This window comes from Arthrobacter sp. D3-18, from assembly GCF_054408525.1.
Genome location: NZ_CP096440.1, coordinates 4,574,060 through 4,589,009 on the forward strand (window position 1 = coordinate 4,574,060; position 14,950 = coordinate 4,589,009).

General features: G+C 62.0%; 16 protein-coding genes and 1 pseudogene. 9 read left to right on the forward strand and 8 right to left on the reverse strand.

The window, feature by feature from the left end:
- Positions 1-14 precede the first annotated feature (14 nt).
- Together M1D89_RS23505 and M1D89_RS23510 are read left to right on the forward strand one after the other, a co-directional pair.
- Positions 15-1,034, forward strand: coding sequence for a LacI family DNA-binding transcriptional regulator (locus tag M1D89_RS23505; RefSeq protein WP_498651023.1), 1,020 nt, complete (start codon positions 15-17; stop codon positions 1,032-1,034).
- A gap of 22 nt (positions 1,035-1,056) precedes the next feature.
- Positions 1,057-1,800 (forward strand): annotated as a pseudogene (locus M1D89_RS23510) (Gfo/Idh/MocA family protein); the annotation flags it as partial.
- A 214-nt stretch (positions 1,801-2,014) separates the two neighbouring features.
- On the opposite strand, the gene M1D89_RS23515 reads toward M1D89_RS23510, so the two are convergent.
- Positions 2,015-2,302 carry a helix-turn-helix domain-containing protein gene (locus M1D89_RS23515; protein ID WP_498647466.1) on the reverse strand — a complete coding sequence of 96 codons (288 nt, stop codon included), beginning with the start codon at positions 2,300-2,302 and terminating at the stop codon, positions 2,015-2,017.
- Complete coding sequence (locus M1D89_RS23520; RefSeq protein ID WP_498647467.1) at positions 2,302-2,793, reverse strand: DUF2975 domain-containing protein; 492 nt, start codon at positions 2,791-2,793, stop codon at positions 2,302-2,304. The genes M1D89_RS23515 and M1D89_RS23520 overlap by 1 nt, the downstream gene beginning before the upstream one ends.
- A 192-nt stretch (positions 2,794-2,985) precedes the next feature.
- Between M1D89_RS23520 and M1D89_RS23525 the strand changes: the two genes are divergently transcribed.
- Positions 2,986-3,552, forward strand: coding sequence for a type 1 glutamine amidotransferase domain-containing protein (locus tag M1D89_RS23525; RefSeq protein ID WP_498647469.1), 567 nt, complete (start codon positions 2,986-2,988; stop codon positions 3,550-3,552).
- Between the two features lie 121 nt (positions 3,553-3,673).
- On the opposite strand, the gene M1D89_RS23530 is transcribed toward M1D89_RS23525, so the two are convergent.
- Positions 3,674-4,489 (reverse strand): FG-GAP-like repeat-containing protein, encoded by an 816-nt coding sequence (locus tag M1D89_RS23530; protein ID WP_498647470.1) that lies wholly within the window; start codon positions 4,487-4,489, stop codon positions 3,674-3,676.
- A gap of 433 nt (positions 4,490-4,922) precedes the next feature.
- On the opposite strand from M1D89_RS23530, the gene M1D89_RS23535 reads away from it, so the two are divergent.
- Together M1D89_RS23535 and M1D89_RS23540 are read left to right on the forward strand one after the other, a co-directional pair.
- Complete coding sequence (locus tag M1D89_RS23535) at positions 4,923-5,249, forward strand: hypothetical protein (RefSeq protein ID WP_498647472.1); 327 nt, start codon at positions 4,923-4,925, stop codon at positions 5,247-5,249.
- Positions 5,250-5,302: 53 nt separating this feature from the next.
- Positions 5,303-5,854, forward strand: a complete 552-nt coding sequence (locus tag M1D89_RS23540; RefSeq protein WP_498647473.1) for a dihydrofolate reductase family protein — start codon at positions 5,303-5,305, stop codon at positions 5,852-5,854.
- 47 nt (positions 5,855-5,901) lie between these two features.
- On the opposite strand, the gene M1D89_RS23545 is transcribed toward M1D89_RS23540, so the two are convergent.
- Positions 5,902-6,855 carry an ArsR/SmtB family transcription factor gene (locus tag M1D89_RS23545; RefSeq protein WP_498647475.1) on the reverse strand — a complete coding sequence of 318 codons (954 nt, stop codon included), beginning with the start codon at positions 6,853-6,855 and terminating at the stop codon, positions 5,902-5,904.
- A gap of 56 nt (positions 6,856-6,911) precedes the next feature.
- Here M1D89_RS23545 and M1D89_RS23550 point away from each other — a divergent pair, with 56 nt between their 5' ends.
- The gene (locus M1D89_RS23550; RefSeq protein ID WP_498647477.1) at positions 6,912-8,192 is read left to right on the forward strand and encodes an MFS transporter; all 1,281 of its coding nucleotides are present in this window, start codon (positions 6,912-6,914) and stop codon (positions 8,190-8,192) included.
- A gap of 81 nt (positions 8,193-8,273) precedes the next feature.
- On the opposite strand, the gene M1D89_RS23555 is transcribed toward M1D89_RS23550, so the two are convergent.
- Positions 8,274-8,717: a hypothetical protein gene (locus tag M1D89_RS23555; RefSeq protein WP_498647479.1), complete on the reverse strand. Its 444-nt coding sequence runs from the start codon at positions 8,715-8,717 to the stop codon at positions 8,274-8,276.
- Between the two features lie 383 nt (positions 8,718-9,100).
- On the opposite strand from M1D89_RS23555, the gene M1D89_RS23560 reads away from it, so the two are divergent.
- Positions 9,101-9,901 carry an MBL fold metallo-hydrolase gene (locus tag M1D89_RS23560; RefSeq protein WP_498647481.1) on the forward strand — a complete coding sequence of 267 codons (801 nt, stop codon included), beginning with the start codon at positions 9,101-9,103 and terminating at the stop codon, positions 9,899-9,901.
- A 3-nt stretch (positions 9,902-9,904) separates the two neighbouring features.
- Here the strand turns inward: M1D89_RS23560 and M1D89_RS23565 are convergent, their stop codons facing one another.
- Positions 9,905-10,348 carry a YdeI/OmpD-associated family protein gene (locus M1D89_RS23565; RefSeq protein ID WP_498647482.1) on the reverse strand — a complete coding sequence of 148 codons (444 nt, stop codon included), beginning with the start codon at positions 10,346-10,348 and terminating at the stop codon, positions 9,905-9,907.
- Positions 10,349-10,443: 95 nt separating this feature from the next.
- Between M1D89_RS23565 and M1D89_RS23570 the strand changes: the two genes are divergently transcribed.
- The gene (locus M1D89_RS23570) at positions 10,444-10,704 is read left to right on the forward strand and encodes a DUF2630 family protein (RefSeq protein WP_498647484.1); all 261 of its coding nucleotides are present in this window, start codon (positions 10,444-10,446) and stop codon (positions 10,702-10,704) included.
- 12 nt (positions 10,705-10,716) lie between these two features.
- On the opposite strand, the gene M1D89_RS23575 is transcribed toward M1D89_RS23570, so the two are convergent.
- On the reverse strand, positions 10,717-11,859 hold the full coding sequence (locus M1D89_RS23575; RefSeq protein WP_498647486.1) for a glycerate kinase: 1,143 nt from the start codon (positions 11,857-11,859) through the stop codon (positions 10,717-10,719).
- Between the two features lie 198 nt (positions 11,860-12,057).
- Entirely contained in the window at positions 12,058-13,029 is a 972-nt protein-coding gene (locus M1D89_RS23580; RefSeq protein WP_498651024.1) for a D-2-hydroxyacid dehydrogenase family protein, read from the reverse strand.
- 65 nt (positions 13,030-13,094) lie between these two features.
- Here M1D89_RS23580 and M1D89_RS23585 point away from each other — a divergent pair, with 65 nt between their 5' ends.
- Positions 13,095-14,912 (forward strand): glycoside hydrolase family 2 protein, encoded by a 1,818-nt coding sequence (locus tag M1D89_RS23585; RefSeq protein WP_498651025.1) that lies wholly within the window; start codon positions 13,095-13,097, stop codon positions 14,910-14,912.
- Positions 14,913-14,950 lie beyond the last annotated feature (38 nt).

Consider the following 14,950-nt stretch of genomic DNA (forward strand, 5'->3'; position numbering starts at 1 on the left):
TTCCGGAGATGACGATGACGCAGGACACCAGCGGCCCCCGGCCGGTACCCACCCTTGAGATGGTGGCTGCCTTGGCCGGGGTGTCGAGGGCCACCGTGTCCCGCGTCGTCAATGACAGCCCTAGTGTTGACCCCGAACTGGCACAGTCCGTGAGAAAAGCGATCCTTGCACTCGACTACACGCCAAACCGTGCCGCACGTTCCCTCGCCAAACGCCGGGCGAATGCGGTCACCCTGATCGTCCCGGAGTCGACATCCAAGGTCTTTGCGGACCCCTTCTTCGCATCGGTGGTCCAAGGCATTGCTCTGTTCCTGACCGATACCGAGTACACGCTGAACATGGTGATCTCTTCTGAGTCGAAGCCGGAAAAAACCCGCAGCTTCCTGCTCGGAGGCAACGTGGACGGTGTCCTGGTGGTGTCGCACCACAGTGGTGACAACTCCTGGACGCACCTTTCGGGATCACTTCCCATGGTGTTCGCCGGGCGCCCCTTAGTAGGCGGCAAGGAGAGCTACTACGTGGATGTGGCCAACGAGCAAGCTGCCTACGAGGTCACCCGGCTTCTGACCGAGAGCGGCCGAAAGAGCGTTGCCACGATTGCGGGTCCCCAAGACATGCCCCCGGGCATTGACCGTCTCGCCGGGTGGAGGACTGCCGTGCGGGAGGCAGGTCTTGGGGAGGGCTTGATGGAGGAAGGCGACTTCACTTTGGCATCCGGCGCCAGAGCAATGCATCGTTTGCTGGATCGGGGCGTGCCGATTGACGCTGTTTTCGCGGCGAACGACCAAATGGCCGCCGGCGCCTACACCGCCATCCAGGGGCGGGGCCTGCGCATCCCGGAGGACATCGCCGTCGTCGGTTTTGACGACGATTCCTTCGCTACCTCAGTGACCCCCGCCCTCACCACCGTGCATCACCCGATTGTTGAACTCGGCAAGAAGATGGCCGAGACCCTGGTGAACCTGATCGAGGGCAAACCAGCGGAACGCGTCACCAGAATGCCAACGTCGATCGTCATCCGCGATTCCGTTTAGCGCCATGCCTTGAAAGGCTTCCATGCTTCCTGCTCCCGTCAGCACCACCGCCCCTTCCCTCGCGACAGGCCGCCCCATCCGTTGGGGAGTAGTGGCCACGGGATCCATAGCCCTGCGCGTGGTGCAGGATCTTGCGCTCCTTGAGGACGCCGTCCTGCAAGCTGTCAGTTCCCGCTCGGAGGCTTCGGCCCGGAGCTTTGCTGAAAAGTTCGGGTTTGCCACGGCCTACTCGGACGCAGGAGAGACGCCGGGCTACGAGCGGCTGCTGGCTGACCCCGCCGTCGACGTCGTGTATATCGCCACGCCGCACGCTCAGCATCACGCCGTCGCGTTGGCTGCGCTTAATGCGGGAAAGCACGTCCTGTGCGAAAAGCCCATCGCCATGGATGCCGTGCAGGCAGGCGAGCTGTCTGATCTCGCCCGGGCTCGTGGGCTTTTCCTCATGGAGGCGGTGTGGACCCGGTTCCTGCCGAGCTTCTGCCGCGCCGTCGAAATTTTGCGGTCAGGGGAGATCGGGGAGCCGCGCTGGCTCCAAGCTGACCTCGGCTTCGTGCCTGCTTACGACCCCGCGTCCCGGATCTGGGATCCGGCCGCCGGCGGTGGAGCATTGCTGGACCTCGCCGTCTATCCACTGACATGGGCGCTCGAAGTTTTTGGTGAGCCCCGCAGCATGCTTGCCAGCGGGGTCCTGACTCCTGAGGGTGTGGACCTGCAGAATTCCCTTGCCCTGGATTATGAGAGCGGAGCCCATGCGCAGCTCATCACGTCGATCGGCGCGGAATGCCCCAGCGTGGTGACTGTCGGAGGGACGGAAGGTTGGTTGCGATCCTCCGCTCCCCTGTTCAACCCGGCCGAGCTCATCATCCAGCCACGCAGCGGCACGCCGCGGACGGAAAGGTTCGAGGTGACCGGGCACGGATTCAGCTATGAACTGCGCGAGGTGACGCGGTGCCTTCAGGCTGGGCTGACCGAGAGCCCGTTCATGACTCCTGGGGAGTCGGTTGCGATGATGGAACTGCTGGACGAGGCTCGCCGGCAGATGGGTCTGCGCTATCCCAGCGATCCTCAGTTTCCCACCGCAGCAGATCCCCTGGTTGGCAGTCCAGTACCTCGCACAGCGCTTCGAGCGTTGTAAACCTCACGGCCTTCGCCCTCCCATTCTTGAGTACAGCCAAGTTGGCTGGCGTGATCCCAACTTTCTCGGCCAGCACTCCAACGGGCATTTTGCGCTTGGCCAGCATGACGTCGATATCCACGATGATCGGCATCAGATCACCTCGTCGAGCTCGGAACGGAGCTGTGCGGCTTCGACGTCCCGCGCTACGGCTTGGATCAGCAGGGTTCGCATCACCAACACAACCAGTGCCACGCCCCCGATCATCAACGCCGCCCCGCAGATCAGCAACACAATGCCAGGGGCCGTCTCGCCGGGCGCCAGAATCACCGCGATGCCAAACACCAGCACCGCTGCGAAAGCGATGGCTCCAAAGATGATGTCCACGAAGCGGAAAGCCCGGTGGGAGAACACCGTTCCGCGGCGCACCATGGTCAGCAATCGCCACACGCAGACCGCAACCACCTGGACGCACAGAATCCCCAGGACCACGATGGCCAGCAGCGCGATGCGGGGACCATCGGGGGCTCCGGCCTCAATCAGGTCGGTAGAGAGCAGCGGCACCATCCGTACCTGGACAAACAACGAACCCGCCAGCACCATCGCAATTACTATCCGTAATGCGAGGATCGTCAGCTTTCCCATGGAAACTCCTTTATCGAACAACAGTCTGATTCTATCGATATTCGATAGTTAAGCAACGGGTCTCCGCACTTTGCAGTTAGTCAGCTTGCTTACTAAAGCGACCTTCCCTAGGCTTGAACAGGTCAGACAAACAACTCTCACAGCGGCGGCCCACGCTCAAAAAGCACTCCGCCGCGCAACGGAGGAGGAACAATGTCAGAACACAACATCACAGGCAAGAAGGTCGCATTCCTGCTGACGGACGGTGTGGAGCAGGTGGAACTCACCAGCCCATGGCAGGCGGTCAAGGATGCGGGCGGCGAGCCCACTCTCGTGGCTCCCTCCAAGGGAAAGCTCCAAGGTTTCAACGGCGTGGAGAAGGGTGACACCTTCGACGTCGACCTCGCGGTAGCCGAGGCCAACGCCTCCGATTTCGACGCGCTGGTTCTCCCCGGCGGCGTCGTGAACGCTGATCATCTCCGCGTAGATAAGGACGCGCAGAACTTCACGCGCGCCTTCTTTGAGCAGCACAAGCCCGTTGCCTCGATCTGCCACGGACCGTGGATTCTCATCGAGGCCGGCGTGATCAAGGGCCGCAACGTCACCTCGTATCACACCCTCCAGACGGACCTGAAGAACGCGGGCGCCAACTGGACCGACGAGGAAGTGGTGGTGGACCAGGGCCTGGTCACCAGCCGCAACCCTGACGACCTCCCCGCCTTCAACAGCAAGGTGGTTGAGGAGATCTCCGAGGGCCAACACGCTGGCCAGACCGCCTAGCGGCCATTAACCCACAGACGGCAAGTGCCGCCGTCGTACTTTCACAAGAAGTACGACGACGGCACTTGGCGTTTCGCTGTCTGCAGGCTTTGCGAGGAGCAACGGAAGGTTCTTGGGAGCGCTAAATGAGCGAAGTGAAGATATCCCAGCCGTTGCCTATTTGTTGGGTGCCGAATCGTCCGCCGTATTTGAGGAGATCGCCGTCCTGGTTGATGGCGATGACATTGTTGCCCGGTTGGGGGTGCCCTCCGTTTACCGCGACGTCCAGGTTGTGCTCGTAGCTGCCTGCCCCGCTGATTTCGGACGTCACTGCCCACCCGGGTCCCCACACTGAGGGTTGCTTCCAGTTCCCTTGACCGTCCGTGGGGTATTCGTGGAGGTAGCCGCTGCGATCACGGCCGTAGATGTCCACGCCGCCGTCGCCGGCTACGTCCCCTGGGGCAACGATTTTGTCGAAGATCTGCCATCCCGAGCCAACTTGGGCGGGAGCGAGCCAGCCGCCTTCGCCGTTACCGGGATACAGGTGCAGGTTTCCCTGACGATCCCGGGCGAGGACATCATTTATGCCGTCCCCGTCAAAATCCCCTGGGCCAACGATTGAGTCGAAGATGTTCCAGCCCGTGCCGACGACCGATCTCTCCAGCCATCCGCCCTCTCCGTCCCCTGGGTAGAGGTAGAGGTCGCCCACCGAATCCCGGGCAAGGATGTCGTTGTTGCCGTCCCCGTCGAAATCCCCTGGCGAGAACACAACGTTAAAGACGTACCAGCCTGTCCCTACAACTCGCGGTTCATCCCAGCTTGAAGGTTCGAAGCCTGGGCAGTTTCCTTCAAAGCACCAACCGTTCTTCCTGAAGGGGTAGGTCCTCGGGTAAAGGACCAGTTCCCCATCGTCCGTGCGGCCAAGCAATTCGAAATTTCCGCGGCCGGTCCAACCCATGGCCCGGTTGGACGCAGAAACGGGAGAAGTTTCAGCGCTGTGCAGCTGAATCCCCTGAGATTCGTCCTCAGGTGTTTTGGGGCACCCACTGTTACGTCAACATCCGTTGGATGCAACTCGAATCCGGTCGTGCGCGCAAGGCATACGCAACAATTCTCAGAGCATACGCGCTCGGCACTGGTACGAGGGGCATAACCGACGCGCAGAACCCGGCGAAGGTGCTCTGAACGCTACACACGTTTCATGTCCCACTTCCTTGCGAGTGGACGTTGGCAGTTTCGGTGTCTCCGAGTGCTGCCCCGTGGGCTCGCCGCATCCGATTACCGCGCAAACGACCGTTGAGAAGTAGCGGCTGCGGCAGCTCCGCCGTCGTAATGTTGCGCAGGTCACACTCGACGCATACGCTGGGGGACGCTGCAGCGTGGCAGCAAGGATGAAAGGCAGTACATTGGCCAGCGACAAGCTCTCCGTAGTTGTTCGCGTCGACGTTGACGGCGAACAGATCCAGATCGCAGCGACCGGTCGAGTGACCACCTCAAGCCTCCAAGGGCTCTACCCGGTAGTCCAACGCACCAAGAGCCTTGGCGGCGGACTCGGCGTCGAGATGGATCTTTCCCAAGCCACCATTGATCAGGACGCGCTGTATCAACTGCAGGGCTACGCCGCACTCCATGCCGTTCCCGTTCGCCTTGCCCCGGACTTCGGCAACGTGACGGCTCTTTCGCCGTGCGCTACCCGGACCACTAGCCGCGCCGCCTAACACCGCCGCTCAACATCAATCGTCCACACACCGCCGTCCATCAGGAGAAACAATTGCGCAAAGTCACCGCTGGGCTGTTCCACTCCGTAGACGGCGTAGTCCAGGATCCCTTCAAGTTCCAGTTCGATAGCTTCGACGACGAACTCGGCACTGGCCTCTCCACGATGATTGACAGCGTGGACGCCGTGGTTCTGGGTCGAGTCGGTTACCAGGAGTGGGCGGGATATTGGCCGACGGCGCCGCGGGACGAAGATTTTGCCGCCTTCATCAACCCTGTGGAGAAGTTTGTTGCCTCCCGCACCTTGTCCGCACCCCTTGAATGGGAAAATTCCCACCTGATTGAGGGCGACGTTGAGCAGTTCGTCAAGGAGCTGAAATCGCGGGACGGCGGCGAAATCGCAGTTTGCGGCAGCATCTCCCTGGTCCGCCAGCTGTTCTTCGCGGGCATCCTCGATGAACTCACCCTCATGACGCACCCAGTAGTGGCCGGCAGCGGGCGACGACTCTTCGAAGACGGCGATCCGCTGCACCGGCTCGTGTTGGAGAACCAGTTCGCCACCAGCAAGGGCAACGTGGTCAGCACGTACAGCCTGCGCAAGGACTAAGCGAACGACGGCGGCAGTCACGCGCCGCCGTCGGCCTGCCTGAGCGGTCACCCCAGTAGCAGCGCCGCGCCCAGTTCGCTCCTGAAGTAGAGCACGCTGCGGCCGTATCGTGTTGATGTCACGAGTCCCGCATCATGGAGGGCCCTGAGATGCTGGTTTACAGCGGACGTTGTGACCCCGAAGCGAAGGCCCAGCTCGGTGGACGAGGCCGGGGCAGCCAGCGCTGTGAGCAGGCTGGTCCGAACCTCTCCCAACACAGCCACAATCGCAGCCGGATTCGTAACGCGCTCCGCTTCCCACATGGCACCCTGGCCCCGGACTGGATACATCAGTAGCGGCGGGTAGCCGTGGTTCACGGGCGCAGAGGCCCTACGGGTAAACATGGTGGGAACAAGAGTCAGCCCCAGCCCGTCAGTCTTCTCGGTCCGCGACGCCGGGTTCTTCAACTTCACGGAGATCACGCGCCCGTCGAACTCGACAGCACCGGACAGGTCGTTGAGCATCGTGAACAGCCCGCCTTGCGCAATCTGCCGGCCGCGGTAGACGATATCCGCTTCCAGGATGGTGCGCATACGCAACCAGTGCGGCGCGAAGCAACTGTCCCAGAAGTCTTCGAGGTACCCGACCATTCGCCGGATCGCCGGACGGGCGGGTCCGGAATAGACAGCAGGCACCGAACCGTGAACGCTCATCAAATCTGAATGGAACTGCTCTGCAGAGACCCCGGATAGTGCAGCGAATTCGTCGTCGATGCGGGTCAGAGGCGACTTCGGGCGGGGATTCAGAAAGTCCGGGGTCCAGTGCCGTTCATTCACCAGGGCCAGCAGGCCCTCAAGGTTCAGGCGGGAGCGGGCCTCCTCAGTCCGACGTAACCACGGCAATTGGAGCGGGTAGCGGCTGGGATCACGAATAGCCCTCAGGGAAAGTCCGAGTTCGCACAAGGGCGAGATGCCGAAACGCACACCCCCTAGGTCTGCATCGGACAACTCGTACTTCAACATGAAGCATAACGCTACATCAATTCCAACCGTTCCTAGGGGATGACAGAACTAGGGATGTGATTAGATTCCCCGCGAATACCGCTCCGGTTGCGCAGCACGGTCTCCGTGCCGCACTCTCTGACCCCACCCTCAAAATCCTCGCTTCTGCCATCCTCGTTGCCACAGTGGGCCGCGGCATCTTCCTCACGTTGACAGTCCTGTACTTCAGTCGCTTCGTTGGACTGAGTGCCGTGGAAATTGCCGTGATCCTTTCAGTTTCCAGCGGGGTGGGCGTCGCGACGTCCTATATTGGGGGCCGACTCGCCGACCGCTTTTCCGCACGTCGACTCCTTGTGGGCATGGTCGCCATCGAAGGTCTGGCGATCGGAACCTATACGTTCGCCGGGAACTTCAGCACCGCCGTCGTCATTGCCTGTATCGCAGTGGGCATGAACCGTGGCGCGAATGCCACGCGCTCCGCGATCATCGCCCGGGCCTTCGTCGGTCCCAACCGCGTGAATGCGCGTGCGGTCCTCCGCACCATCACAAACCTCGGCATCGCTATAGGAGGCATGATTGCCGGACTCGCGCTGCTGGCCGGCACCGCCGACGCATTCCGGGGAATGATGATGGGTGCTGGCATGGTCTACATCCTGAGCGCGCTGCACCTCCGCCGCTTACCCACCCGTGTAGACGCACCGCGTCAAGATCCCGCCCGCCCTGCCCCGAAGCGCGGTATCTCCCCATTTAGGGACCGCCGCTATGTACTGCTGACAGTGCTGTCCGGCATTTTCGGCATGCAGTTCGGGCTGGCCGAGATGGGCGTCCCGTTGTGGATTTCGCAGGACACCAGTGCACCGGACGTCCTGATCTCCGTCATCCTGGTCATCAACACTTTGTGTGTGGTTCTGCTGCAGGTGCCGCTCTCCCGTGGCACCGACAACCCTCGACGCGCAGGAAGAATCGTGATGGCGGGTGGCGTCCTCATGGCCGTAGCCTGCGCAGTTTACGCAACTGCGGGCGGGGTGCCGGTGATCGCAGCCATCACCCTCCTGTGCGGCGCGGCTCTCCTTCACTCGTTCGCGGAAATCCTCTCGCAAGCCGGCGCCTGGGGACTCAGCTTCGAACTCGCCAACCCCCTCCAAGCAGGCGCCTACCAGGGGATGTTCGGCATGGGATCTGCCTTGGGGGCCATGCTGGCGCCGCTTGTGGTGACCGCCACCGTCGTCGAACATGGCGCGCTGGGCTGGGTCATCCTAGGCGTCGTCTTCCTCGCGTCGGCGACGGGAATCGCCCTGATAGCTCGGAAGGCGTCGACGACGGCGGCACTCGCCCCAGCGGCCCGCCTACCTGCGTAGGCTTGTGGCGTCCGGAGATAATTCATTACGCGGAAACGCGCCCTACGTTTGGGAGCGAGCCTTCCGGTGCAGGCGCACCAGTCATTCATGACTCCCTAGTTCGAGCAGATCCACATCCACGTAACCGGTGCCCGGTTTGGGAGAACCGCGTTCCTTGCGAAGCCGTGCGGCCTTGTACTCGTCCCTGGCCAGCTTGAACCCGTACCAGGCAATAAATCCTGCGAGCCCCATAACCCACAGAGCACCCCAAGAGAGTCCCTCCCCAATCCAAAGTGGGGACAGGAACATGGCTACAGCGGCGATGAATCCAGCGCATCCGAGGGCCGACAGAATGGCCATCCCCCACCAAGTGCTGACCTGGGCTTGGCCCCGACCCGGCGAAAACCCAATCTCATCGCCCGGATAACTGTGGAGTTCACCGGTGGCGGTCCTGCGGAGCACTCGCTTCTCGCCATTGGCGATTGCCGTCTTGTGTTCGGCGTACACGGCATCCTCATGCCGATAACGCTCCCGGTCATAAACCACGGCCACCCCCTAAAGATTCAAAACTCCAGCCTAGTGGCCGTTGCACGACGGCGGGGTCGGCTCAGAATCACTCAAACTGCGCCAGGTGTGGCCGGCCCGGGTGGTCAAAGTCCTGGCCGGCCACACTGTCCGCCTGGGCGAGCGGACAAGTGCGCGGCCGGCCAGCCGACGGTGGGGGCCTTGCTCGCGCACGGTGACCAGCCGACAAGAGGGTCTCTTCGCCTCATCGACTGTGGCTGTTGTTCTGCATCCGAAATGCGCTCCACAGCCCGTCACTACTTGGTAGTGGGATCAACCGGATGAATATGACGTGATTCAGGTCACCTTTAATTCCGAGGCTCTTGAGAATCCAGCACCGACACCCTTGTTCGAAAATACTAAGCATGCTTATGGTAGTGATTGCACCGGCCCATCTGACCGAACCAGAAAGCGGAGCAACCATGGCAATGACCGAGGTGGCAGACGGTGTCCATCGCTTCTCGGACGCCTACGTGAATTTCTACGTGGTGGAAGGCCGCGACGGTCTCACCCTGATCGATTCCGGGCTTCCGGCTATGTGGACACCGCTGGACCAGTCACTCAGGATCCTCGGTCATTCCCTCCAGGACATTCGCGCTTTGGTCCTGACGCATGCTCACTTCGATCACTTGGGACTGGCCAAACGGCTCCACCAGGAGTTGGGTATTCCCGTGTGGGTGCACACCGAAGACTCCTACATCGCCAAACACCCCTACCGCTACCGGCACGAACGCTCGCGGTTCATCTTTGCCCTCACCCACCCGCAAGGACTTCCGGTAATGGCGAGCATGACCAAGGCCGGAGCTCTCAACGTGAAAGGAGTCGAGGACGTCAGGCACTTTCCCGGCACCGGGGCTCTTCCCGTCCCTGGCAGCCCGGAAATCATCTTCTCCCCTGGGCACACCAGCGGCCACTGCGGACTGTTTCTCCGCGAGCGCGGAATCCTTTTCAGCGGGGACGCCCTCGTCACCATGGATCCGTACACCCAAAGAACCGGGCCGCGAATCGTTGCCGGCGCAGCCACTGCCGATAGCGCCCTTAACCTTGCATCACTCAAGCAACTGGCACTGACCCGGGCAGGCCTTGTGCTCCCGGGACACGGTGAACCATGGACCAAGGGCATCGAGGAAGCCGTTGCCATCGCCAGGGCGAACGGTCCGGCCTAGATGCTATTTCTTGCCCGCCTTCAAATCCGCAACGACCTTAGCTATCCGCCGGGCGCGCGTCTCATCGGTCTTGGCATCACCGATCGGCTCGACATAGCGGCGTTGGCTGCTGTAGTTCAATGTGCCGTAGAACGCCTGCGCCTCCGGTTCCGCATCCAGGGCGGCGGCCAGATCCGCAGGCACCTCTACAACCCGGGGTTCGGTGTCTATTTCGAGATCAACGTCCACGGTGTCCCCCGCCGCAGTCCCGGTCAGTTCACGATTGGCCGAGCTGACACCCACCATGTAACTCCCGCCCATCACGGCAATGCTGCTGCGGTAACTCCGGCCGTTGATGGTCACCACCACCGGGGGCCGCTTTCCCGCGCCGAGCCCATCAACGATCTCGTCCGGAACCTCGATGCCCGCTTTGTTGCCATCGCCAACGATGGTCGTAGTGAATTTCATGACCCAAGTATGCCGTTGGCCACCAGTAGACGCACCCCATCAGCAGGACTACGTTCGAAGTAACCACGCAATCCCGCTACCCAAGGAGAAAGAACATGGACGAGCAGGACCTTCTGGAGCGCATCCAATCGTTGGTTGAAGAGGAGCACCGACTCCGCGACACCACATCTGGCGGCGGCGGAACCGAGGACAACGTCGACGGCGATGTCGGCCGGGCACGATTGGCTCAACTCGAAGCCCAGCTCGACCAGTGCTGGGACCTGCTGCGCCAACGCCGGGCCAAGAGAGACGCCGGGGAGAACCCTGACGAGGCCGAGCCGCGCCCCATCAGTGAAGTGGAGGGCTACCGACAGTAGCCACACATTCCGCTATGCCCCTTCAAGCACCTGACTCGTCGCCCAGGCCAGGTATTTAGCGGCGTTGGCAACAGCATCAGCGACGTCCGGGACGCCATCCTTGCGCTGCGCGACATCCAACAGCTGGGCGGCGGCAACGATGCCGTGCTTCGCCAGGTCTTCAGGCGTGACGGTGATGCGCCCGGCCACGGCGATCACGGGAATTCCGTGCACGCTTGCGGCGTCAGCCAACGCGATGGGCGCCTTGCCGGTGAGCGATTGCTCATCCATGGAACCCTCGCCGGTGATGACGAGGTCTGCCTCACCGAGGTGCTTGGCGAGGCCTGTCAGCCCGGCGACCAGCGCGAAGCCGCCTTCCAGCGTGGCATCGGTGAATGCGAGGAACGACGCCGGGAACCCGCCTGCCGCTCCAGCTCCAGGAACGTTTACATCGCGACCCGTGGCCTCCCGAAGGAGCGACGCCCAGTTGCGGAGACCGGCGTCGAGCTTTTCAACAGCGTCCTCATCGGCACCCTTCTGGGGACCAAAAACGTGCGCAGCGCCTTCCGGCCCGTACAGCGGGTTTTGGACGTCGACGGCGATGCGGAACTTCACGGCGGACAGCCGCGGATCCAGTCCGGAGACATCCAAAGCAACGACGTCGGCAAGGGAACCTCCTCCGAGTGGCACCACATTGCCGACCGCATCAAGGGGTTTGAGCCCCAACGCACGCAAGGCGCCGCTGCCGCCGTCGGACATGGCAGAGCCTCCCAAGCCGAGCACGATCTCTGTGGCACCGGCGTCGAGGGCCGCTGCCACTAACTGGCCGCAACCGTAGCTGTGGGCACGCAGGGAATTCTCCGGCGTCGGTTCCATATGAGCCAGGCCGGAAGCCATCGCGGTCTCGATAACGGCGCTGGCCCCGCCGAAGGAGTCCTTGCGGATGGCCCATGAGGCTCCAACAGGCTTGAGGATCGGGCCAACAACGGCGTTGTTCCGTTCCTCGTAACCAGCAGCAATAGCGGCGTCAAGAGTACCTTCGCCCCCGTCGGCGACGGGAAACTGGGTGGTCACGGCGTCCGGATAAACGCGCAGGGCACCTTCGGCCATGGCTGACGCGGCTTCGGCGGCGGTCAGGGATCCCTTGAACTTGTCAGGGGCTATGAGGATACGCATGGGTCCATCTTGCCAGCTTCGCTCGGAAAGCGCTTGCCCAGTGCGTAACTTAAGTGTTTGCTTCCGGGGATCGCACCCGCTGCCGCCAACCGCCCCCGTAACCTCTGGTGCGATACGCGTTAGCGGGTGCGACAACTACGGCCAGTAGGTGCGAGCGGCGCTAACGGGTTCAAGCGGCGCCGCGGCAAGAGCCGGGAATTACCCGCTAATAACCCTCACAGGAGCCCCATCAAGCCACGCCTTCACATCCTCAAACGCGCCGCCATAGAACTGCCGGTAGCTCTCGTGCGTCACGTAGCCGATATGCGGCGAGAGAACGGTCCTCGGAGAATGCAACAGCGCATGCCCCGCCGGAAGGGGTTCCTCATCGAAGACATCCAGGGCAGCGCCACGGATCCAACCCTCCTCCAAGGCTCGGATCAGCGCCGCCTCATCCACCAAGGGGCCACGCGCAGTGTTGACCAACACGCCGTCGGGGCCGAGAAGCCGCAGTTCGTCCGGGCCAACGATGCCCTCTGTCCTCTCTGATAACCGCAGGTGCAGCGTCACGACGTCGGACTCCCGGAACAACTCCTCCTTGCTGACCTTGCGGGCACCGGCGGCTTCAGCAGTTTCCGCCGTGAGGTTCTGACTCCAAGCGAGGACGTCCATCCCGAATGCCTTGGCATACCCCGCCATCCGCTTGCCGATCTTGCCCAAGCCAACAATTCCAAGGGTTTTGCCCTCGAGTTCAAACCCGACGCCGGTCTGCCAGTCGCCAGCACGCAGTGAGTTCTCCTCCACAGTCAGGTTCCGGGCAAAAGCCAGCAGCAAAGCCCACGTCAGTTCAGGGGCCGCGGCCGGTGAGCCACCCGTTCCGCAGACCACAATGCCGCGTTCCACCGCCGCTTCAAGGTCGATCGCCGCATTCGCCATGCCAGTGGTTACCAGCAGCTTCAGGTTCGGCAGCGAATCAAGGACGTCCTGTGGAAAACGGGTTCGCTCGCGCATCGCCACAATGATGTCGAACGGCGCCAACGCGGCCACGGCCTGCTCTTCCGAAAGGAAAGGCGCGCTGAAGACGCTGACCTTCACGTCGTCGTCGAGCAGTGAATCCCACGGCGCGTAATCGCCGGAGACCTGCTGGTAATCATCAAGGATTGCTAAACGGAATCGGGTCACGGTATTCATCCTTGCGCGACGGCTGGTGGTACTCAACCCCATGGCACGTTAGGTTTTTGATTGTGAGCCAAAATGTGACCCCCGCCATGCCCAAGCCCGAGCACCCCTGCCCGCAATTAGTCCGCGACAAGTGGCTGAATCTCAACGGCACTTGGGAATTTGAGATCGACGCCGGTGACTCCGGTTTGGAGCGCGGACTCACCACGCGCAAACTCAACAGCGAGATTTTGGTTCCTTTCGCACCGGAATCCGCGCTTTCGGGGATCGAGCACGTCGATTTCATGGAAGCCGTCTGGTACCGGCGAACGGTGACCATCCCTCAGGAATGGGCGGGCCAGAACGTTCTGCTGCACTTTGGCGCCGTGGACCACGACGCCACCGTATGGGTGAATGGGGTTGAAGTTGCCAGACACCGGGGCGGCTTCACGCCTTTCACAGCGGACCTCGGAGGAGTCGCCGACCCCGGAACGGATGCAGTGATTGTGGTGCGGGCCAGGGATTCACGGCATGAGATGCAGGCCCGCGGCAAGCAGGCAACTTGGTACAACAACACCCACTGCCAGTACACCCGGACCACCGGAATTTGGCAGACGGTGTGGATGGAAGCGGTCCCGGCGGTTCATATCAAACGCCTCCGCATGACTCCCAACCTTGCGGACTCCAGCATCACACTTGAGGTGCCCGTCAGCCAGAACCGGAGCGGGCATACGGTCACCGCCATCCTCAGCGACAATGACGTGCGTGTTGAGGCAACAGCCAAAGCAGACCTGGACCTGACGCCATCACTCCGCCTCACCATCCCCGCCGAATCCCTGCGCCCATGGTCCATCGAAGATCCCTTCCTCTATGACCTCGATGTCAGCATTCACGATGACTCGGGCAATGTTGTTGACCAGGTCAGCAGCTACGCGGCAGTGCGGTCAGTTGCCTTGGACGGCAAGGTGGTTCGCATCAACGGCAAGGCTGTCTTCCAGCGACTGATCCTGGATCAGGGCTACTGGCCCGACTCCCTGATGACCTCGCCGGATGACGCTGCCTTGATCAAGGACATCGAATTGTCCATGGCTGCAGGTTTCAACGGCGCCCGTCTACACCAGAAGGTCTTCGAAGAACGCTTCCTCTATCACGCTGACCGCCTCGGTTACCTCGTGTGGGGCGAATTCGGCGATTGGGGTGTCTCCGGCGGAGGAACTGTGGGGCACAACCAAAAGCCCACGACCAGCTTCGTGGCCCAATGGCTGGAAGTGCTGAAGCGCGATTTCAACCACCCCTCCATCATCGGCTGGTGCCCCCTCAACGAGACGCACCAAGTTCTCCATGACCGCCTGACAGTGCTGGACGACGTCACCGAGGCCATGTTCCTGGCCACCAAGCTCGCCGACCCTACCCGGCCGGTGATCGACGCTTCCGGCTACGCTCACCGGATCCGCGACACAGACATTTACGATTCCCACTCCTATGAGCAGGACCCGGACCGATTCCGCATCGAGCAGCAGGGGTTGGCGGAGGGAAAGCCATACATCAACCGCAAAGCCGACGGCGAGGAGTACTCCGTGCCATACGCGGGGCAGCCCTACTTTGTCTCGGAGTTCGGCGGGATCTGGTGGAACGAAATGGAGGCCCGTCAGGCTGTGGACGGAAGCGACGTCGCCACCTCATGGGGCTACGGCCAGCGCGTCAGCAGCGAGGAAGAGTTCTACACCCGCTTTGATGGCCTCTGCTCAGTACTGCTGGATAACCCGGACATGTTTGGTTACTGCTACACCCAGCTAACGGACGTTTTCCAGGAGAAGAACGGCATCTTCAACTTCGACCGCAGCAACAAGTTCGATCTGGAGAGAATCCGCGCCAGCCAAGTTCGGCCTGCCGAGATCGAAACCCGGAACAGCTAGCACTGCGCTTCACATGAAAGGGCCGAGGCATCCGCCCC